Origin of the sequence: Apibacter sp. B3935 (assembly GCF_009827705.1) — a bacterium.
Classification (GTDB): domain Bacteria; phylum Bacteroidota; class Bacteroidia; order Flavobacteriales; family Weeksellaceae; genus Apibacter.
Genome location: NZ_WINL01000003.1, coordinates 103,425 through 125,090 on the forward strand (window position 1 = coordinate 103,425; position 21,666 = coordinate 125,090).

A 21,666-nucleotide genomic window follows, 5' to 3' on the forward strand; every position below is an offset into this window, starting at 1 on the left:
AAAATGGTACATAAATTATTTCAACCGTTTACATCAAAAAAACTGTCATTAAAAAACAGAATAGTCATGGCGCCTATGACCCGATCATTTGCTTATGATGGAATACCCGGAAAACAAATAGCTGATTATTATCAAAGAAGAGCACAGGCCGAAGTGGGCTTAATTATAACAGAAGGAACCGTTGTTCGCAGGGCGGCATCTTCCAATGACCCAAATATACCTGTATTTTATGGAGAACAAGCCTTAGAAGGTTGGAAAAAGGTGGTTGAAGAAGTTCATGCTAAAGGTGGAAAAATAGCTCCACAACTTTGGCATATGGGAATAATACCGGCCCATAAAAACTGGAAACCATCAGAGTCTTTTGAGGGGCCATCCGGACTTTTAAATCCGGAAACAAAAGGCGGAAAAGAAATGAGCGAAAGTGATATTGAAAATACAATTGAGGCTTTTGCGGAAGCAGCTTACCAAACCAAAAAAATAGGTTTTGATGCCCTGGAATTGCATGGAGCGCACGGATATTTGATCGATCAATTCTTTTGGGATAAGCTCAATAAAAGAAATGATAAATGGGGAGGAGCTACCTTGTCCGAAAGGAACCGTTTTGCCATTGAAGTTGTAAAAGCGGTTCGAAATGCGGTAGGAGAAGATTTTCCTATAATTTTACGCTTATCACAATGGAAACAACAAGATTATTCCGCTAAATTGGCAAAGACACCGGAAGAAATGGAAAAATGGTTACTACCGTTATCAGATGCCGGAGTTGATATTTTTCATTGCTCACAACGAAGATTTTGGGAACCCGAATTTGAAAATTCCGATTTAAATTTTGCAGGATGGGCAAAAAAAATAACGGGCAAACCTTCCATAAGTGTTGGATCTGTGGGGCTTACCGGAGATTTCTTAGGAGCATTCAAAGGACAAAGTTTTGAGGCGTCTGATAATTTTCTTAACGAATTAAATAGAAGACTAGATGCGGGCGAATTTGATTTAATAGCAGTAGGAAGAGCGCTACTTGCAGATCCTGAATGGGTATTAAAAATTAAAAATGGAAACTTATCTGAGTTTAAAGGATTTTCTAAGGATCAACTTAAAGAATTGTACTAATAAAAACATAAAATAGTAGTAAAATAAAAACAAAAACCAAGTTTTAATTTTTATTTATTTTAATAAAGAAATAAAAACAAAGGTTTTTTATCTTTGTATATATAAGTTCTTTACTTAATTTCTTTATCAACAAGAATAAGGTGCTGTGTAAAAACGACTTAATAGGGAATCATGTGTGAATCATGAGCTGACGCGCAACTGTAAGTAACCTAAAAAAAATTTTATCAATAAAAACCATTGCCGATTTAAAAGGTGAGAAGGTAGATAAAATGTTATAAGCCAGGAGACCTGCCTGTTCTTAATTGACAATGCTTTCGCGAGTAAAAGCAAGATCACAAAAAATATAATTGGGCTACAAGAAACTTTAAGATCATTAGAATAATTAGTTTACTTGTATGTCAAAATTGTTTTGAAATTTGATTTTATTTAACAAAGAAAGAGAGCATTGTGAAGTTTAGCAATAAGAGCTTTTTATAATATAATCGTTTAAAAAGTTATAAAAATGCAAACACACAATCTTGGCTATCCGCGTATTGGTAGTGACAGAGAACTTAAAAAAGCCTGTGAAAAATATTGGGCAGGTAAAGCGTCAGTCGAAGAACTGATGACAACAAGTAAAGATATCCGGCACCAAAACTGGGTAACTCAACAAAAATTAGGGATTGATTGGATCCCATCTAATGATTTTTCTTATTACGATCAGGTGCTTGATATGTCACTAATGGTCGGAGCTATCCCTAAAAGATATAATAAGGTAATACTGGATAAATCAAATACAGAATTAGACTTATATTTTGCCATGGCCAGAGGACATCAAAAAGAAGGTATTGATATAAAAGCCATGGAAATGACCAAATGGTTTGATACCAATTATCATTACATTGTCCCTGAATTTGAAAGTAATCAGAAATTTTCCTTGTTTTCAACAAAAATTATTGATGAATATTTAGAAGCTAAAAATGCGGGAATCCATACAAAGCCGGTAATAATAGGCCCTGTATCTTATTTGTTGTTGGGAAAAGAAAAAGAGGAAAACTTCAATAAGCTGGATTTACTAAAAAATATTCTTCCTGTCTATATAGAAATCCTAAATAAATTAAAGGCAGAAGGTGTTGAATGGGTGCAGTTTGATGAGCCTTTCTTAGCTTTGGATTTAGATGAAAAAGCGAAAGAATCCTTCCAATATGCCTATAAAGAAATTCATAAACAATTTCCTTATATAAATAAAATACTAACTACCTATTTTGACGGATTGAAAGACAATTTAGCACTTGCTTTTAATCTACCCGTACAAGCATTACATATAGATTTGGCACGTTGTCCGGAACAATTAGATGAAGTTTTAGAAAATATTCCGGAAAAACTTATCCTTTCTTTAGGGATCGTTGATGGAAGAAATATATGGAAAAATGATTTCGAAAAATCTTTGAAACTTATTCAAAAAGCTGTTTCCAAAATTGGTAAAGACCGAATTTTAATAGCTCCTTCTTGTTCACTTCTTCATAGTCCGGTTGACTTGGAATTGGAAACAGATACAAAAGCCCTTTCATCGGAAATTAAAAATTGGTTGGCTTTTGCAAAACAGAAAATCGATGAAGTAGTAACCTTAAAAAAGCTTGCGTCTAAAGAAGATTCCCCGGATTTACAAAAAAAATTACAGGAAAATATAGCAGCTGCAACCAGCAGAAAAACATCAGCCTTAATACATAACGAAAAAGTAAAAGAAAAAATAAGGAATATTGAAAAAGTAGAAGATAAAAGAAATTCCGTATTTTCAGAACGAAAGAAAAAGCAATCTGAAGCTTTGCAGTTGCCTTTATTTGCAACAACTACGATCGGCTCATTTCCTCAAACATCCGAAGTCAGAAGTTGGAGATCTAAACTAAAAAAAGGATTGATAACTCCTTTAGAATATGAAGAGCTGATTAAAAAGGAAATTGAAAAAACAATACGATTCCAAGAAAAAATAGGTATAGATGTATTGGTTCACGGGGAGTTTGAACGAAACGACATGGTGGAATATTTTGGAGAACAATTAGAAGGAGTTGCATTTTCCAAAAACGGATGGGTACAAAGTTATGGAAGCCGTTGTGTGAAACCACCTATCATTTATGGCGATATATTCAGGCCTAATCCTATGACTGTGAAATGGTCTTCCTATGCACAATCGTTAACAAATAAAAATGTAAAAGGTATGTTGACCGGTCCGGTAACCATATTGCAATGGAGTTTTGTACGAGACGATCAACCGAGAAAAGATACCTGTTTCCAAATTGCATTAGCCATTAGAGAAGAAGTAGTAGACTTGGAAAAAGCGGGAATACGAATTATTCAAATAGATGAACCGGCCATAAGAGAAGGGCTGCCGTTACGAAAAAAAGATTGGCAAACCTATTTAGAGTGGGCTATAAAAGCATTTAGAATTGCATCCTGTGGGGTAAAAGATCAAACACAAATTCATACTCACATGTGTTACTCTGAATTTAATGATATCATACAAAACATAGCAGATATGGATGCAGATGTAATTACCATAGAATGCTCTAAATCAGATATGAAGTTGCTAAACATTTTTTCAGAATTTAAATACCCTAACGATATTGGTCCGGGTGTTTATGATATCCACTCTCCGAGAATACCGTCCAAAAATGAAATGGTTTCCTTATTGAAAAAAGCAATAAAAAGTATACCGGTAGAGCAATTGTGGATTAACCCGGATTGCGGACTAAAGACAAGAGGATGGGAAGAAACAGAAAAAGCATTAATTGAAATGGTAGGAGCAGCAACAGAAATGCGAGAACAATACTAAACGATCTTCATTGTATAGGCCGGTGTAATACGTACAAATGTTTTTAAATATGATCTAACTTCTTTAAAGTAGTTTAAACCAAAGGTTAGAATGCAATGAAAACTTAAAAAATTCTAGAGTTCGATAAATTAAAACTTAAAAATGATTTATTAAAACTAAATCATAATTGTCTTAGTAGTATTTTAATTTTAAATAGCTAAAATAGGATAAGAAACAAAAGTTGATTATACATTTTATGTGTTAAGAATAAGCTGAAAGCATTATGCTTTCAGCTTATTTTCATTATATTATAATATTATATGTATATATTTCTTTAAAATAAAATAAGAAACATTTTGATAATTATACATTAATGTATTAAATTAATTTATATTTTTGTATATAACACTAAATTACAAATATAGAATATCATGGATTTAAAAAATGCAGTTTTCGGAAGCTTCAATATATATGATAACATATTTATATCGATAAAATTAGTAGTAGCATTTATCGCTGTTTTAATTTACATTAAATTAGTAGGAAGAACCATTTTAAACCAAGTTTCCGGAATTGATCTAATTCAGAATATAGTCTTAGGGGGCTTGGTAGGTGGAATTATATATAATCCGAATATTTCAATTATGGAATTTGCCTTAGTGTTGTTTATTTGGACATTCATTGTATATTTAATAGCCTTTCTCACAAAAAAATATAGTCGTTTAAGAGGGTTAGTAGAAGGTCCTATTATACCTTTAGTATTAAAAGGAAAATTTAATATAGAAGGATTTAAAAAAGCAAAGATTGATATTATGACTTATGCCAGTGTACTCAAAAATAATGGTATATACGATATATCTAAAGTATATTTTGCTCAAATGGAACAAGACGGTTCCATTACCGCATTTACGGATGATTATGATAAATACGCAGTCTTACTGGTTATTGATGGCAAAATTAACCATGTCTATTTAGAAGGAATTGATAAAACAGAAGATTGGCTAAAAAATGAATTACGAAAACAAGGATATGATGATGTGTCCAAAATTTTCATTGCACAGTGGTCTCCGAATAAATTTTTTATTGTACCAAAAAGTCAGGATTATAAATTGAAGGTTAATGATTAAAACTATTACCTGATTTTAATCTCAAAAAACTTCTCATTTTCAATAAAACCTTCCAGAAAATCATTTTCACTAAGCTTTGAAACTCCCGATGGCGTTCCGGTAAAAATAATATCGCCCATTTTTAAAGTGAAATATTGAGAAATATAAGAGATGAGGTAATCAAATGAAAAAATCATTTCTGAAGTATTTCCTTTTTGCTCAATATTGCCGTTTTTTACTAAAGAAAAATTCAAATTATCTAAATTAAACTTCTCTTTACTTACAAAATTTCCAATTAAAGCAGATCGATCGAAAGCCTTGGATTTTTCCCAGGGAAGCCCTTTTTCTTTTAATCGGTCTTGTAAATCTCTAGCAGTAAAATCAATGCCAAGTCCAATTTCGGAGTAATAATTTCCGGCAAATTCCGGTTGAATGTATTTTCCAACTTTAGAAATTTTTATAAGAACCTCCACTTCATGCTGAAGGTTTTCAGTGAATTCTGGAATATACCAATCATCACCGGGTCTGGCTAAAGCGGTATCCGGTTTAATAAATAAAACCGGATCTTTAGGTATCTCATTGTTTAATTCTTTCGCGTGATTGCTATAATTTCTTCCTACACAGATAAATTTCATAAAACACTTTTTAATTTTGCTCTTGTAAAAATTTTTTTCGAATATAAAGGAAAATCAGCATTCATTAACCAGGAATAATATCCTAAATCACTTAAAAACACATTTTTCAATTTTTTACCTTTATATTTTCCAAAATTGAAAACCTCGTCTTCATCCTTATCTATTCCAACAAATCCTGCCAAATCAGCATTTTTATTTTGCATGGTAAACTCATGAAGGAATTTCACATCGTTTTGAATATCCTCATATTTTTCAAGTTGAGCCTTTAATATTTCATACGTAGCATAAGTATCTGCAGAAGCAGAATGAGCATTTTCTAAATTCTTATCGCAATAAAATTTGTAAGCTGCGGAAAGATTTCTGGGTTCCATTTTATGAAAGATTACTTGAACATCAATCGGGCGGTGTTTTTTTATGTCAAATTCAAACCCGTTTCGCAAAAGTTCTTCCGCAAGTAATGGAATATCGAATCGGTTGGAATTATATCCTGAAAGATCAGAATCTTTAATCATTTCGAGAACCTGAGGAGCAATTTCTTTAAAAGTTGGAGCATCGACAATATCTTTATCATAAATTCCATGAATTAGAGACGATTCTTTTGGAATTGGAATTTCAGGATTAACTCTCCAAGTTTTACTTTCTTTTGATTGGTCAGGGTTTACTTTAAATATACTAATTTCAACTATCCGGTCTTTGCTGATATTTATTCCGGTAGTTTCAAGATCGAAAAAGCAGATTGATTTATGTAGTTTTAGTTCCATTTGAAATAATTTTTTTTCGAAATATAATTGATAAAATTAAGTAAATTAATATAAGTATTGGTATAGCTGATATTTTAAGGAAAATTAATAATACTATGCAAATTATAAGGAAAGAGTATACAAGAGAATTATCTTTCCAGGTTAAGTTTTTAAATTTAAAAGCCAATAAGGGAATATTGGCAACCAGTAAATAGCTTGATAAGGCAGTAATGAATAACAAAAACCAAGAATTATCCAATAATAAATACGTATGATTTTGATGTAAATAGTATAATGAAAATATCAAGATAGTATTTGCAGGAGTAGGCAATCCTTTAAAATAATAACTTTGTTCCTCATCTAAATTAAATTTAGCAAGACGAAGAGCGGAAAATAAAGTAATCAACAATCCAAAAAATGGAAATAAAACGATGTATTTATTATGAATAAATCCGTTTGAAAACGTACTTATACGAGAATAAAAATCATCTCCTCCCAACATGGTAAACATAAATAAACCGGGCAATACGCCAAACGTTACAATATCTGCCAAACTATCAAGTTCCTTACCAAAAGGTCCGGAAACCTTTGCAAGACGGGCGGCAAAACCATCGAAAAAATCAAAAATCAAAGAACATAAAAGCAGGATTAAAATATATTCAATGGGAGCTTTTATTATAGTTAAAATACACGCAATGCTACCACAAAGTAAATTAGCAAGAGTTAGTGTATTAGGAAGATATTTCATTTTTTCAGGTATTTATGAATAATGTATTGTTAAATACAAAGCAAATTAAGTTATAAAAGTAATAATTATTTTTAAAAATCCGAGGCAGCGCAAGTAATAAATAACGGTTTTCAACGTTTATACGATAGTTTGTTTACACAAAAAAAATACTATTTGTTGAAAGGGAAAATTCAAAAAAAAATTACTTTAAGCATCCTCATTTGGGCTGTTCATTTTAATATGAATCTTCATGCGCAAGCATTTAGAAAGTATTCAAATGAATTTCTAAATATAGGAGCAGATGCTCGTGCATTTGGGATGGGAAATTCAGTGATAGCTAATGTATCGGATGTAAATGCAGGATATTGGAATCCGGCAGGGTTGACGGAAGTTAGAGATGCTTGGCAAGGAGCTTTGATGCATGCAGAATATTTTCAATCCATCGCCAAATATGAATATGCTGCGGCAGCAATTCCTTTAAACAGTGGAACGGAAGGAACGATTGGTTTTTCACTCTATCGATTTGCGGTAGATGATATTATGAATACCACTCAATTGATCGATAATCAAGGGAATATAGATTACAATAAAATAAGTCGATTTTCAACGGCAGATTATGCGTTTATGGCCTCCTATGCCGGTAATTTATTCAATGACCCTAATCTTTCAATAGGAGCAAATGCAAAAATAGTATATAGGCATATCGGTAAATTTGCTAATGCATTCGGTTTTGGATTAGACGCGGGATTGCAATATCGAACCCAAGATCAATTTTATTTTGGAATTATGGCCAGAGATATAACAACCACTTTTAATGCATGGTCCGTAAATGAAAAAAAATTAAATAAATTAGAATTAGACGGAGAAACACTTAATGAAGCGCCTAAAGATAAAATAGAGTTAACCATGCCTAAATTAAAATTAGGCGCAGCCAAAAAATTCGATTTAAATGATAAATTCGGATTGTTGGCTGAGTTAGATTTAAATTTTGAATTTGATAAAAATAATGATTGGCTTTCATCAGAAGCGTTGAGTATGTCCCCATCTTTAGGGATAGAATTAGATTATGATCATGTGGTTTTTTTACGAGCAGGTTTAAATAATTTGCAATATGAAACCCGTTTTGACGATTCAAGAAAATTAACAATTCAGCCCAATGCAGGTATAGGGTTTCGTTATAAAGGAGTAACGGTAGATTATGCACTTACTAATATCGGAAATTCTTCAGTTGCATTATATTCTAATATATTTTCAGTTAAAATCGATATGGCAGAGTTTATTAAATAATTTTATAAAATATAAAACTGTAATTATCTTATACATAGAGAGTATAATTTTATTATTTAGAAAATAAGTATTACATTTGTAAAGTTTTTGGGATTTAAAAGATTATTAAAAGCCTATCTACAAGGGCTTTTTTTTGTACTTTATTCTTAGAAAAAATAGTATAGTAAATTATTGTTAAGATTTAGTTGTTTATTAGAGGGTGTTATTATGGCATTGGAAGAGAAAGTAAATGTATTATTAGAAGAATTTCTTCAAACTAGAGCAGATTTGTTTTTAATATCTTGTAAAGTTTCTCAAACTAATAAAATTGAAGTTACCATAGACGGAGACGAAGGGGTTTCTGTGCAAGATTGTTTAGATTGCAGTAGAGCAATTGAAAATAACTTAGACAGAGAAGAAGAAGATTTTGAATTGTCAGTCTATTCTTACGGTATAACCAATCCTTTATTATATCCAAGACAGTATGTGAAAAATAAGGGAAGGGATCTACAGATTATTACTATAGAAAATAGAGAGCTAAATGGAACTATAGTTGATGCAGACGAAGAAAAAGTAGTTCTTACATGGAAGGAAAGAAGGGCTAAAGAAGTAGGTAAAGGAAAAGTAACTATAGAAGTCAAAGAAGAAATATTTTACAGCAATATAAAAAGAGCAACAATTAATATAAAATTTTAATTTAAATTAGAACGGACCGATGGATAGTATAGAGTTAATAGAATCATTTGCAGATTTTAAAGACGAGAAAAATATAGATAGAATTACTTTAATGGCAATCGTTGAAGAATCAATGAAAACCGTTTTAAGAAAGAGATATGGTTCAGACGATCATTTTGATGTTATTGTTAACCCGGATAAAGGGGACTTGGAGATATATTTAAATAGAAAAATCGTTGAAGATGAAATGTCTGAAGATGATTTGTTAGAAATAGAAATCAGTGAAGTTAGAAAAATTGATCCAAGTTTTGAAGTTGGAGAAGAATATACCCAAAAGATTGAATTAAACGAATTAGGAAGAAGAAATATTCTTGCATTCAAACAAGTATTGAACACAAAAATAGCCGAATACGATAACTCTAATTTATATGAAAAATTCAAATCAATAGAAGGAGAAATTGTAAGCGGTGAAGTCCATTATATTCGTCATAAGCAGGTTATCTTAATGGATGAAGATCAAAATGACATGATACTTCCCAAAGAAAATCAAATACCATCCGATTTCTTCAGAAAAGGAGAAACCGTAAAAGCCGTGGTAGAAGAAGTAGGCTTTAAAGGAGGAAAACCATTAATTATCCTTTCAAGAACTTCACCTAAATTTTTGGAAAAACTGTTTGAATTTGAGATTCCTGAAATATATGATGGATTAATTACTATTAAGAAAACTGTTCGTATACCGGGAGAAAAAGCCAAAGTAGCAGTAGAATCCTATGATGACAGAATAGATCCGGTAGGAGCATGTGTCGGTATGAAAGGATCTAGAATCCATTCAATTGTAAGAGAATTGAGAAATGAAAATATAGATGTAATCAGTTATACCAACAATCAGCAATTATTTATCCAAAGAGCTTTAAGTCCCGCAAAAGTATCTTCCATGGAATTAGACGAAGAAAACAAACATGCAGTAGTTTTCTTAAGACCGGAAGAAGTATCTAAAGCGATAGGTAAAGGTGGACAAAATATTAAATTGGCTAGTTGGTTAACAGGATATGAGATTGATGTACGAAGAGATGAGCCGGAAGAAGAAGATATTGAATTGACAGAATTTTCCGATGAAATAGAAAGCTGGGTTATTGAAGAATTGAAAAAAGTAGGATTAGATACAGCACGATCTGTATTAGAAAAAGATGTAAATGATTTATTAGAACTTACGGATTTAGAAGAAGAAACCATTATAGATGTGATCCGTATTTTAAAAGAAGAATTTGAAGAATAATGTAAATTTCTTTCAATAAATTATCATATTTGTAAAAAAAATAGAATAACAACAAAGTATAATATGTCGGGTATTCGATTAAGTAAAGTATTAAAAGACCTTAATATCTCTCTTGACAGAGCAGTAGAATATTTACATTCTCAAAATGTCGGGATTGAGAAAAACCCTAACGTAAAGTTAGATCAAAAAGCGTATCAGCTCTTAGTTACTGAATTCTCAGAAGATAAAATGAAAAAAGATGCGTCTTTAGATGTGGTCATAAACAAAATTCCGGAAAGAAGAAAGGAAGAGAAGGTGGAGCAACCGGAAATATTTAAGGTTAAAGCCGATGAAATAGCTGCACCTAAAACAATAGGTAAAATAGACCTAGATGCTCATAGAAAGACTAAAAAAGATTTTAGAAAAGAGAAAGAAAAAGAAGAAGAAAAAGTAACTTCCTCTCAAAATGTTGAGCAAAAAGAAACTAAACCTGTAGAAGAAAAAAAATCGGGTATTAAAATAGTTGGAAAAATATCTCCTGAAGACCTACAAAGAGCTAAGGAACCTACACATCCGGTTAAAAAACAGAAAGAGAAAAATGCAGAAGAGCAGCCGAAACAGGAAATTAAAGAAGAAAAAAAATCAGAAAAACCACAGGTCGTTTCTTCTTCACCGGTAGTTGAGGAGAATGAAAAAAAATCACAAGATGACGAACCTGAAAAGTTAGAAACCCAATACCAAAAGTTGGACGGACCTAAAATTACAGGTCAAAAGATTGATTTAACACAATTTCAAAAACCTAAAAAAGTCAATAAAGAAAATTCAAATTCTGAGAAAAAGAAAAGAAAAAGAATTGTTAAAGACTCTAAAGTTGATGTAAATGCGGTTGCTAAATCAATAAACAACAACGGAGATAAAAAAGGCGGATCAGGTCAAGGACAAAATAAAAACTTTAAAAAAGGCGGAGGAAACAGACGTCCAAATTCAGGCGGAGGAAACAGAAATGTTCGTCCGGCAGAATTAACGGATGAACAAGTAAAAAATCAAATAAAAGAAACCTTAGAAAAATTAACATCCAAAGGAGGAAAATCTAAGAGTTCAAAATTCAGAAGAGATAAAAGAATTCAAAGAAGAGAGCAAGAAGCTGAATTACACGAACAAGAAAGAAAAGATAACACTCTTAAAGTAACTGAGTTTATTACAGTTAACGAGTTGGCGAGTTTAATGAATGTTGCAGCAACTGAAATTATTTCTGCATGTTTTTCTTTAGGTGTTATGGTAACCATGAATCAACGGTTAGATGCTGATACCATGGTATTGGTAGCCGATGAGTTTGGTTATAAAATTGAATTTACCGATTCTGAAGTAGATGATTCTGCTATTGAAGAAGAACAAGATAAAGAAGAAGATTTGGTTACCAGAGCTCCAATCGTTACAGTGATGGGACATGTGGACCACGGAAAAACTTCTTTGCTGGATTATATAAGAAATACCAATGTAATTGCCGGTGAATCCGGAGGGATAACACAACATATAGGGGCTTATAATGTTAAGCTTTCCAATGGGCAAAAAATCACTTTTTTAGATACACCCGGACACGAAGCCTTTACCGCCATGCGTGCAAGGGGTGCTCAAGTAACCGATTTAGCAATTATCGTAGTTGCAGCAGATGATAATGTGATGCCTCAAACCAAAGAAGCGATCAGTCACGCTCAAGCAGCGGGTGTTCCTATGATATTTGCAATTAATAAAATTGATAAGCCTAATTCCAACCCTGATAAAATCAAGGAAGAATTATCCCAAATGAACTTATTAGTAGAAGATTGGGGAGGTAATATTCAATCCCAAGAAATTTCCGCTAAGTTTGGAACCAATGTTGATATTCTGCTTGAAAAAGTATTATTAGAAGCTGAAATATTGGATTTAAAAGCCAATCCTAACCGATTATCTAATGGAGTGGTTATTGAAGCAGCCTTAGATAAAGGAAGAGGTTATGTATCAACCATATTAGTACAAAATGGGACTTTACGAGTTGGAGACTACATTTTGGCGGGGAAAAATCACGGTAAAGTAAGAGCCATGATGGATGAAAGAGGAAAACCGATGAAAGAGGCCGGTCCATCAGTTCCCGTTACGGTTTTAGGTTTAGATGGAGCGCCAACTGCAGGGGATAAATTTAGGGTATTTGAGGATGAGAAAGAAGCCAAACAAATAGCTAACAAACGAGAGCAATTAATCAGAGAACAATCCATAAGAACTCAAAAACATATCACCTTAGATGAAATTGGAAGAAGAATTGCCTTAGGTGATTTTAAAGAATTAAACATTATCCTAAAAGGAGATGTAGATGGTTCAGTAGAAGCACTAACAGATTCTTTACAAAAATTATCTAATGATCAGATTCAAATCAATATCATCCATAAAGGAGTTGGACAGATTACAGAGTCTGATATTTTATTAGCAGCAGCTTCAGATGCCATATTAATTGGATTTAACATTCGTCCAAACCAAAGTGCCAGAGAATTAGCAGAAAGAGAAGAAATCGAAATTAGAACCTATTCCATTATCTATGACGTAATTAACGATGTTAAAGAAGCTATGGAAGGTATGCTTTCTCCTGAAATCAGAGAACAAATTATTGGAAATGTTGAAATCAGAGAAACCTTTAAAATTTCCAAAGTGGGTACTATTGCAGGATGTATGGTTTTAGATGGAACTATTAACAGAAATTCTAAAATACGTATCATTAGAGAAGGTATAGTAGTATATACCGGTGAGCTTGAAAGCTTAAAAAGATTTAAAGATGATGTAAAAGAAGTAAGCAAAGGATACGAATGTGGATTGAATATTAAGAATTATAATGATATTCAGATAGGAGATTTATTGGAAGTATACGAAGAAGTAGAAGTTAAGAAAAAATTGAAGATTTAAATTTTAAAATTATACATAACTAATATAAAAGCTGTATGAAATTTCATACAGCTTTTTTTATTTCCAACCATCTTATATTATAGTGTTCTTTCAATGAATTACGTCTAATTTTTTTATTATTTAATATTTACATAATAATTTAACTATATTTATAACAAATAGCTATTATTTTAAGATAATTTAATATTATTTTTGGATATATTAAAAAAATGTTAGAATTTTGTTGTTTAACTAAGTATATATTATTGTATGAGGAAAGAACTTAAAATTTTAAGTGTGCTAGGATTGTGCTTATCCGGTCAATTTGTTTTTGGGCAAATTAAAGGAAATGTACAAGAGGCTGATGGTGAACCTGCCATAGGAGCAAAGGTCGAAATTAAGGGAACGAATACTTTTACAAGAACCGATGATGACGGTAATTTTGAATTATCAGCAGGAAAAGTTGGGGATGTTTTAGTAATTACGAATTTAGAAGAAGAATCTGAAGAAGTAATAGCAAAAGATGATTTAGCATTTAAATTTTCTAAAAAAATCGAGAAAAAAGACGAAAAGGAAATTGAAGAAGTAGTTGTTTTAGGATTCGGTAGAATAAGAGATGCTAAAGATGTGGTAGGAACAGCATCTGTGGTAAAAGGATCAGATATATCAAATGCCCCGATTGCATCATTTGATAAAGCCTTAGCAGGAAGAGTTTCAGGTTTGTCAGTAAACTCCTCCACAGGTCAGCCGGGAGGACTTGCACAAATAAGATTGAGAGGAGTTACCTCTGTAAACGGAAATAACAATCCGATTTACATTATTGACGGGGTAAGATTTTCTTCAGGTAATTTAACCAATAATCGTAACAAATCCGAAACAGACCCCTCAACAAATGTTTTAGCAACCATAAATCCCAATGATATTGAATCCTATACGGTCTTAAAAGATGCAGCAGCTACCTCTCTGTATGGTGCTGATGCAGGAGCGGGGGTTATTGTGATAACTACCAAAAAAGGAAAAAACGGGAAAGCTAAATTTTCAGTTGACTTGGAAAGAGGTTTTGGAAAAAAAGCGGTAAAAGGCCCAAAATCAATCACTCCGGGAACATGGAACAGAGTTTTAACAGAAGCGGTTAAAAATAAAAGAAATTTAACAGAACAAGAAGCCATCGATTATATAAATAATGAATTGGCTCCAAAAGAAACCACTTTGCCGTTATGGGATGGTAAAACTGAGGTTCCTGATTGGACTAAACTTGTGGAAAGAGATTATACCTCTCAAAACAGTCTAAATATTGGAGTAACCGGAGGTTCAGATAAATTAAAATATGCTTCGTCTCTTAATTATTTCTCACAAGAAGGTACTGTAAGAAGTACAGACTTTGATAGAGTAAGTGGGAGATTAGCAACTGATTATAAAGCTACAGATCAATTAACCATCCGTACAGATATCAATGCGGCTTATACCAAACAAAATAGTGTTTTAAATGGAGGATATTTTTCAAATCCGTTATTAACTAAATACTTTATGCTGCCAACTGACCCTGCTAAAAATCCGGATGGAAGTTATAATTTAGGAGAAGGCGGAAGAATGTTTAACGGTATGTTTAATGCCGCGTATTTATTGGAAAATAACTACATAACCACTAAAACAGCCAGAGTTTTTGCTAATATACAAGGTGAATACAAGATTATTAATAATTTAAGATATGTGATAAATTTTGCACCGGAGTATATAAACATGGAAAGAGATAAATATGATAATCCAATTCATGGAGACGGAGCAAATACAAACGGAAGAATGACTAATGAAAGAGTACGATATTTTAACTGGAATGTTCAGAATATTTTAAATTACTTTTTCACAGTAGGAGAAAACCATCACTTTGATACACGAATTATACAAGAAGCTTATAAAAAAGACTATAAATACTTAAGCACTTCAAATACTACATTAGGAAGACTGGGGTTATATTCTACAGATAATTTTGTTAAAAATGAAGAAACCACCGGAAATGGATATATCGCTACAAGAAATGCATATGCAGCGAATGTAAGTTACGATTACAGCAAAAAGTATTTTCTGGACGGAACGATAAGAAGAGAAGCATTAAATAACTTTGGTTCAGGTAATAAATGGGGGACATTCTGGTCTGTAGGAGCAGCTTATGATATTTCCAATGAAAGATTTTTAATCGGATCATCCATTGATTTATTAAAAATCAAAGCATCATATGGAGAATTAGGAAATCAATTACTATATGACGATTTAAATTCATTTGCACAATATGGATATGATTTAAACTATAATGATGCTGCGGGAGGATATATCTATCAATTAGGATATAAAGATTTCACTTGGGAAAAAATCAGACAGTTTGATGCAGGTTTCGAAACTGAATTTTTTAATCACAGATTGAATTTTTCAGCTTCATACTTTCACAAAAAGACAAAAGATTTAATATTCCCTAAAGGTATATCATTAACCACAGGTTTCTCTACCGTATTAGTTAATGCCGGAGATATGGTAAACAAAGGGATTGAATTAGATTTAGGAGGAACAATAATCAAATCAGATACTCCTGACGGGTTCAACTGGTATCTATCCGGTAATTTCACTTACGTAAAAAATGAAGTAACAAATCTTCCGTTAGGTGAATCTATTACAGGGGTAAATATTGTTAGAAAAGGAGAAGCCGTAAAAAGTTGGTATATGAGGAAATGGGCGGGAGTTAACCCTACTACAGGAGAAGGACAATGGTATGTAAATGGAAAAGGAGGAGAAGTAACTACCGATTATAATAAAGCAGAAAGAGCCGTTCAAGGAACTACACTTCCAAAATACATGGCAGGGATTTCAACAGATCTATCTTATAAAAGAATATCTTTATCTGCAACCTTCAGTGGTAATTTCGGACATAAAATATATGATGGATGGAGAAATTACACTACCAGTGACGGACAATATATACATATATATGGAGGATATGAAGAACAAGGCGATTTCTGGACGCCGGATAATCCTCATGCTTCAAATCCAAAACCAATACTTACCAATTCTTCAAAATCCAACTATTCATCAACCAGATTTTTATATGATGGCGATTTCATCAGATTAAGAGACTTAACCATCGGATATACTTTTTCAAAATCAGTATTAGATGATATAGGATTAACTAACCTTAAAATATATCTACGAGGAACCAATATTTGGACCTATTGTTTTGACAGTAAAGTAAGGCATCTGAAAATAGAACCTGAACAAAATGTCAATGGAGGAGGAAGTAACTTTGAACAACCTATATTAAAAACATTTACTGTTGGAGTTAATGTTGGATTTTAAAAATTAAGAAGATAACCATGAAAAAGATAATATTATTAGCAACTGTTTTATCATCATTAATTTCAACCGTATCATGCTCAGATGATTTTACAGACCCGCAATTGCAACAAACCGATGTAATAGATGAAACGCCCATTACTACTTTGGGTCAGCTGGAAACATTTATGAACGGAACTTATGCCTTAATGAGATCCCAATATTATTACGGATGTAATTATGTAGTTTTCGGAGAAGTTAGAGGAAGTGATGAAATGTTCTCAACAGGTTCTTCCGGAAGATATCAGACAGTTTCTCAATTTACCATGAATGCAACCGACAGTTATGCAAGTGATACATGGAAAAGAATCTATCGAGTAATATCCAATGCAAATATTGTCATAAACGCAACTATAACAGATGGAACTTCGGAAGAAAAAATTGACGAAATTAAATCACAAGCCTATGCAATCCGAGCTTGGGCATATTTCGATCTCATAAAATTGTTTGGACAAAAATATACACAAGATAAAAATTTAGGTGTTCCCTTAATTTTAGACAATACAACCAATCCGGCAACATTCGCTGTATCAAGAGCAACCTTAGATGAATGTTATGCTCAAATCGAATCTGATTTTCAACAAGCCTATGAAAAATCAGTTTATAACATTGATGTTAAACAAAAATTAACTAAAGGAGCGATAGCCGGATTAATGTCGAGATACTATTTATACAAAGAAGAGTATAACAATGTCTATAAATATGCCGGTGAAGTTACGGCTCAATATGCACCAATTGACAAAGGTTTATATATAACCAGTTGGAGAATAGAAGGGCTTAACTCAATATTTGAATTAGCTTATGGCGTTGCAGGGGCTATTGGTACTTCAAGTGTAGGTTATATTTTTTCATCAGAAGGATACGCCAATACCCGCTTAAATCCAAGTTTAGTTGCAGCATACGACCCTGAAGATATCAGAGCTAAAATCAAAAAAGATAGTAAAGACAAAACCGGAATGTTGCGTCAAAATTCATCCAAAAATGCAACCTATATTGAAGGTAAATATCCGTTATTAACAGGAGAATCAAATCAAAAGTTAGTTAGATATGAAGAAATAGCCTTAAATCAGGCAGAAGCCATATTAATGGGAGGAGGAGGTTCTACTGCTGAAGCCTTAGAATTAGTAAACGGCATTAGAGCTCAAAGAGGAATTACTCCATTAACAACAATAACCATGAATGATGTAAAAGAAGAGAGAAGAAAAGAATTAGTAGGAGAAGGATTCAGGGTTTGGGATTTGTTAAGATGGAATAAAACCTTAACAAGAATAGACTTAACAGGAGAACAAGATATTACTTTCCCAGTTGGAGACTTCAGATTAGCTTTTCCGATACCGCAATCCGAAATAGATAATAATGCCGGAATGAATAAAGATCAACAAAATAAAGGGTATTAAGAGATTATATACACAAAAAACCACCTTATTTAAGGTGGTTTTTTTATAGATAGCTTTTTATTAAACACTAAAATAATTTTAAATACAGAATGTAAATAATGATATTCGGCATTATTTTAACAGATATTAAGAATAATATAACATATAGAGTAAACAGTCGGTTTTTTTGCCGTTTTTTTATTTTTATATTTGCATATTGTTTACGTACATGAGTAGAATTAGAATATATTTTATCTGTTTATTTTCAAGCATAGTTTCAATATTTTCTTTTGCTCAGGTTTCAGAAGGGAACACAAACGAAATGCCTGTAACAAACAGTAAACCTATCTCTTCTGATTCAATTAAAATTTATAACCCAACCATTCAATCCTATAAATATTGGACGGAAGATCATGCGAAAAAAATCTTTGATACCATTTTAACTATAGATAAATACTATAGCAATAGAATGTACAATCACAAAGATAGTTTTGGCGCCATGCCGTTTTCGAATATAGGACATACTTTTAATCCTTTATTATTTTCAACTAAAATTAACTCGGGAATAGATTTAATTCCTACGGGAAAATCTTTTAACCTAATAGAAGCTGATGAAGTAAGATATTTCGATGTTCAGACCCCGATGACCGAATTTCAATACAACAATGGATATAAACAAGGCCATTCATTATCAAGTTTATTTACACATAATATCAATTCAAGGCTAAATTATTCCATACAATACAGAGGATTACGTTCAGAAGGAAAATATTTAGAACAATTAGCTTCCAATAATTCACTTTTATTCACACTTGCCTATCATACCAAAAATCAAAAATATAATTTGTGGACTCACTATATAACAGCTAATGTAGACGATGAAGAAAACGGAGGAATTCAATTTCCAAAAAATTTCGAAGATGGAGACAGCCGATTTAAAGATCGGGACCGAATGGAAGTAAACCTTACAGGAGCTCAATCAAAATATGGAAGAAGAAGATTTTATGTCGGTCAACAATTAGGAATACTTAATTCGGGACATAACACCTATCCTTTATCTATAAAAAATATTTTTTCGGCAGAATCTTCCCACTTTACCTATGAAGAATTTAAAAATCTAAATTCCTATTTTTCAGATAAACAAGGTATTTTTGAAGTAGACAATTTGAAAAGTCATTACAACACCAAAAAACTTAGAAAGATTACCAATCAATCCATGGCAGTTTTTGATTGGAGCGATAAATTACATTTGGAAACAGGACTTAAATATGAACATTTAGAATTTAATTTTGACCGAATAGTAGATCCAAGTATTTCCTTTCCTAAAAATCTCAAAGACAATCGAGTGGGAATAGCCGGAAAACTTACATTTAACTGGAAGAAAGAAATTGTTTTAAAATCACAAGGAGAGGCAATGACGGGAGATGAATTTAAAAATTCGTATTACTTAGACAATCATTTAATAGTCAGTCCTTTAAAAGATTATTATTTAGAAGCTAATGTAGGAGTTAAATCCCAGATACCGTCATTAAACTTGCTGTATAATCAAAGTTTTTATAAATCCATGAATTATTTTATGGATGACCCGAAAAAAGAAAGAACAGTTCAAGCGGGAGGAGAACTACATATAAAACCTTATAATACAAGAGTTTTTACACAATTTTATAATATAAAAAATTATACCTATTTAGATAGTGATTATCTTCCTAAACAAGCCGGTTCTTCGGTTGATATAGTACAAGTAGGTTTGAAAAACAGTTTTCAATATAAAAAATTCCATTTGGAAACTAATTTAGCATATCAAAATGTTACCAGTAATAAACAACTCTTACCCTTACCGGATTTCATTGGTAGAGCAACTATTTATTACCAGTCAAAAGCATTTAAAAATAATGCAGAATTCCAATTAGGATTAAATGCTTATTACTTTAATAAATTTCAATCCAGACTCTTTTTACCGGTAACCAACGAGTTTAGATTACAATCAAAAACAGAAAATTATAATATCGGAGAATATCCCGTATTAGATTTATTTCTGCATTTTAAAGTCAAAAGAATGTTGATTATACTAGAAGGACAACATTTCAACTCCAGTTTTAGTGGTTACAAATTCTACAGTTCACCACTCAATCCATATACAGATTTTCGTTTAAATATAGGAATACTCTGGTATATATTCACCTAAAAACCATGAATAAAAATCTTACAATTCCTTTTTTATAAGCGAAATTTTTCATAAATTAGAGTTTACTATTACGTATAAAAAATTAAATTATGAATACTCCTCTTTTTGAAATCGATTTAAAAGTACGAGATTATGAATGTGATGCACAAGGCATCGTAAACAATGCAAATTATCAACACTATTATGAAGTAGGCCGTCATGAATTTCTAGAACATAATGGGCTAGATTTCTATGATTTGCACCAAAAAGGAATCGATTTAGTATTAATAAGCATTCATGTACGCTATATGAGTTCACTAAAAGGAGGAGAAAAATTTTTATGTACCATAGATTCATTGGAAAAAGAAGGAATCCGTTATATATTTAATCAAAAAATTATACGCAAGTCCGACAACAAAGTATGTTCTGAAGCAAAAGCAGAAGTAGTAAGTGTAGTCAATGGACGTGTAAGTATGCCGGCACTATTAGATGAATCATTTGCTAAATACCTTCAAAAATAAACAGAATTAACTCTCATAATTTGAGTATTTTACAAAAATTTAAAAGTAACGGTAAATTACTTTTAACCGGAGAATATACGGTACTGGATGGTGCCGTAAGTTTAGCCATACCCACTCGATTAGGACAATCTCTTCAAATACACCAAACTCAAGAATTTTCTAATAAATTGGTATGGACTGCCTATAAAAGTGATGGAAAATTATGGTTTAAAACCGTTTTAGATATTAACAGCAATAAAATCGATGAAACGACGAATTTAAATTTTTCAAAACAATTACTCCATATTTTCCAAGAAGTACAAAAATTAGGAAGCACGAAATTTGAAAATAAAGTTGGATACGAATGTGTAACTCGGTTGGACTTTCCCGAAAATTGGGGCTTGGGAACTAGTTCAACCTTAATCAATAATATAGCGCAATGGACAAAAGTAAATTCCTATAAATTATTAGAAAAAACTTTTGGAGGAAGCGGTTATGATATAGCCTGTGCCGAAGCCCATACGCCTATTACCTATCAACTAAAAGAAAATGAAGTAAAGAAAATTGAAAAGGTAGAAATATCTTCCGCAATAACGGAAAATCTTTTATTTATTTATTTGAATCAAAAACAAAATTCAAGAGAAGGAATACAACATTATAAACAAAAATCGAAGTCGGAACATCTCATAGATGCCATTTCAAATATAACCCGAGAAATTATTGACCCAAAAATTACCTTTAATCAATTTAGGATTCTTATTTCAGAACATGAACAATTGATTTCAGAATTTATCAATATAGATACAGTAAAAAAAGTTTTATTCAGTGATTATCCGGGATTTGTTAAGAGTCTGGGAGCTTGGGGAGGAGATTTTATTATGGCTGAAAAATTAGAATGTTCGGAAACCTATTTCAAAAACAAAGGATATGAAGTAATCAAAAATTACAAGGATCTTATACTATAGCATTTAAAATTTCAGTATTTCATGATATTTACTTACACTTAATTGAAAGAAATGGAAAATTTATAGCTGAGAATTAT

At 31.9% G+C, this 21,666-nt stretch carries 15 protein-coding genes and 1 riboswitch; of the genes, 12 read left to right on the forward strand and 3 right to left on the reverse strand.

The window, feature by feature from the left end; translation table 11 throughout:
• Positions 1 to 3 precede the first annotated feature (3 nt).
• From GFV00_RS06370 to GFV00_RS06380, 3 genes are all read left to right on the forward strand, one after another.
• A complete protein-coding gene (locus GFV00_RS06370; RefSeq protein ID WP_160557602.1) occupies positions 4 to 1,104 on the forward strand; it encodes an NADH:flavin oxidoreductase in 1,101 nt (366 codons plus the stop codon).
• A gap of 121 nt (positions 1,105 to 1,225) precedes the next feature.
• A riboswitch (cobalamin riboswitch) is annotated at positions 1,226 to 1,415 on the forward strand.
• A gap of 191 nt (positions 1,416 to 1,606) precedes the next feature.
• A complete protein-coding gene (gene metE / locus GFV00_RS06375) occupies positions 1,607 to 3,913 on the forward strand; it encodes a 5-methyltetrahydropteroyltriglutamate--homocysteine S-methyltransferase (RefSeq protein ID WP_160557601.1) in 2,307 nt (768 codons plus the stop codon).
• Positions 3,914 to 4,323: 410 nt separating this feature from the next.
• A complete protein-coding gene (locus GFV00_RS06380) occupies positions 4,324 to 5,019 on the forward strand; it encodes a DUF421 domain-containing protein (RefSeq protein WP_160542518.1) in 696 nt (231 codons plus the stop codon).
• Between the two features lie 5 nt (positions 5,020 to 5,024).
• Here the strand turns inward: GFV00_RS06380 and GFV00_RS06385 are convergent, their stop codons facing one another.
• From GFV00_RS06385 to GFV00_RS06395, 3 genes are read right to left on the reverse strand one after another with little or no spacing between them, the layout of a single operon-like run.
• A complete protein-coding gene (locus tag GFV00_RS06385) occupies positions 5,025 to 5,633 on the reverse strand; it encodes a fumarylacetoacetate hydrolase family protein (protein WP_160557600.1) in 609 nt (202 codons plus the stop codon).
• Positions 5,630 to 6,394: a 3'-5' exonuclease gene (locus GFV00_RS06390; RefSeq protein ID WP_160542516.1), complete on the reverse strand. Its 765-nt coding sequence runs from the start codon at positions 6,392 to 6,394 to the stop codon at positions 5,630 to 5,632. The genes GFV00_RS06385 and GFV00_RS06390 overlap by 4 nt, the downstream gene beginning before the upstream one ends.
• Positions 6,375 to 7,121: a phosphatidylcholine/phosphatidylserine synthase gene (locus tag GFV00_RS06395; protein WP_160542515.1), complete on the reverse strand. Its 747-nt coding sequence runs from the start codon at positions 7,119 to 7,121 to the stop codon at positions 6,375 to 6,377. The genes GFV00_RS06390 and GFV00_RS06395 overlap by 20 nt, the downstream gene beginning before the upstream one ends.
• Positions 7,122 to 7,277: 156 nt before the next feature.
• On the opposite strand from GFV00_RS06395, the gene GFV00_RS06400 reads away from it, so the two are divergent.
• The 9 genes from GFV00_RS06400 to GFV00_RS06440 all read left to right on the forward strand — a co-directional run bounded on the left by GFV00_RS06400 (position 7,278) and on the right by GFV00_RS06440 (position 21,589).
• Positions 7,278 to 8,387, forward strand: coding sequence for a PorV/PorQ family protein (locus GFV00_RS06400; protein WP_255448831.1), 1,110 nt, complete (start codon positions 7,278 to 7,280; stop codon positions 8,385 to 8,387).
• Between the two features lie 207 nt (positions 8,388 to 8,594).
• Entirely contained in the window at positions 8,595 to 9,062 is a 468-nt protein-coding gene (rimP, locus tag GFV00_RS06405) for a ribosome assembly cofactor RimP (protein WP_160542514.1), read from the forward strand.
• 19 nt (positions 9,063 to 9,081) lie between these two features.
• Positions 9,082 to 10,317, forward strand: coding sequence for a transcription termination factor NusA (gene nusA / locus GFV00_RS06410; protein WP_105296345.1), 1,236 nt, complete (start codon positions 9,082 to 9,084; stop codon positions 10,315 to 10,317).
• A gap of 63 nt (positions 10,318 to 10,380) precedes the next feature.
• The gene (infB, locus tag GFV00_RS06415; protein ID WP_105296344.1) at positions 10,381 to 13,227 is read left to right on the forward strand and encodes a translation initiation factor IF-2; all 2,847 of its coding nucleotides are present in this window, start codon (positions 10,381 to 10,383) and stop codon (positions 13,225 to 13,227) included.
• 249 nt (positions 13,228 to 13,476) lie between these two features.
• Positions 13,477 to 16,548 carry a SusC/RagA family TonB-linked outer membrane protein gene (locus GFV00_RS06420; RefSeq protein ID WP_160557599.1) on the forward strand — a complete coding sequence of 1,024 codons (3,072 nt, stop codon included), beginning with the start codon at positions 13,477 to 13,479 and terminating at the stop codon, positions 16,546 to 16,548.
• Positions 16,549 to 16,565: 17 nt separating this feature from the next.
• Positions 16,566 to 17,981 carry a RagB/SusD family nutrient uptake outer membrane protein gene (locus GFV00_RS06425; protein WP_160557598.1) on the forward strand — a complete coding sequence of 472 codons (1,416 nt, stop codon included), beginning with the start codon at positions 16,566 to 16,568 and terminating at the stop codon, positions 17,979 to 17,981.
• A 208-nt stretch (positions 17,982 to 18,189) separates the two neighbouring features.
• Positions 18,190 to 20,145 (forward strand): putative porin, encoded by a 1,956-nt coding sequence (locus GFV00_RS06430; RefSeq protein WP_160557597.1) that lies wholly within the window; start codon positions 18,190 to 18,192, stop codon positions 20,143 to 20,145.
• A gap of 89 nt (positions 20,146 to 20,234) precedes the next feature.
• Entirely contained in the window at positions 20,235 to 20,645 is a 411-nt protein-coding gene (locus GFV00_RS06435) for a thioesterase family protein (protein ID WP_105296340.1), read from the forward strand.
• Positions 20,646 to 20,665: 20 nt separating this feature from the next.
• Positions 20,666 to 21,589: a GYDIA family GHMP kinase gene (locus tag GFV00_RS06440; RefSeq protein ID WP_160557596.1), complete on the forward strand. Its 924-nt coding sequence runs from the start codon at positions 20,666 to 20,668 to the stop codon at positions 21,587 to 21,589.
• The last annotated feature ends 77 nt before the right edge of the window (positions 21,590 to 21,666 follow it).

Coding starts and splice junctions, on each gene's coding strand:
- rimP (WP_160542514.1), top strand. CDS start 8,595: ATGGCATTGGAAGAGAAAGTAAATGTATTATTAGAAGAATTTCTTCAA.
- GFV00_RS06395 (WP_160542515.1), bottom strand. CDS start 7,121: ATGAAATATCTTCCTAATACACTAACTCTTGCTAATTTACTTTGTGGT.
- GFV00_RS06430 (WP_160557597.1), top strand. CDS start 18,190: ATGAGTAGAATTAGAATATATTTTATCTGTTTATTTTCAAGCATAGTT.
- GFV00_RS06385 (WP_160557600.1), bottom strand. CDS start 5,633: ATGAAATTTATCTGTGTAGGAAGAAATTATAGCAATCACGCGAAAGAA.
- infB (WP_105296344.1), top strand. CDS start 10,381: ATGTCGGGTATTCGATTAAGTAAAGTATTAAAAGACCTTAATATCTCT.
- GFV00_RS06390 (WP_160542516.1), bottom strand. CDS start 6,394: ATGGAACTAAAACTACATAAATCAATCTGCTTTTTCGATCTTGAAACT.
- GFV00_RS06420 (WP_160557599.1), top strand. CDS start 13,477: ATGAGGAAAGAACTTAAAATTTTAAGTGTGCTAGGATTGTGCTTATCC.
- GFV00_RS06380 (WP_160542518.1), top strand. CDS start 4,324: ATGGATTTAAAAAATGCAGTTTTCGGAAGCTTCAATATATATGATAAC.
- GFV00_RS06425 (WP_160557598.1), top strand. CDS start 16,566: ATGAAAAAGATAATATTATTAGCAACTGTTTTATCATCATTAATTTCA.
- GFV00_RS06435 (WP_105296340.1), top strand. CDS start 20,235: ATGAATACTCCTCTTTTTGAAATCGATTTAAAAGTACGAGATTATGAA.
- metE (WP_160557601.1), top strand. CDS start 1,607: ATGCAAACACACAATCTTGGCTATCCGCGTATTGGTAGTGACAGAGAA.
- GFV00_RS06370 (WP_160557602.1), top strand. CDS start 4: ATGGTACATAAATTATTTCAACCGTTTACATCAAAAAAACTGTCATTA.
- nusA (WP_105296345.1), top strand. CDS start 9,082: ATGGATAGTATAGAGTTAATAGAATCATTTGCAGATTTTAAAGACGAG.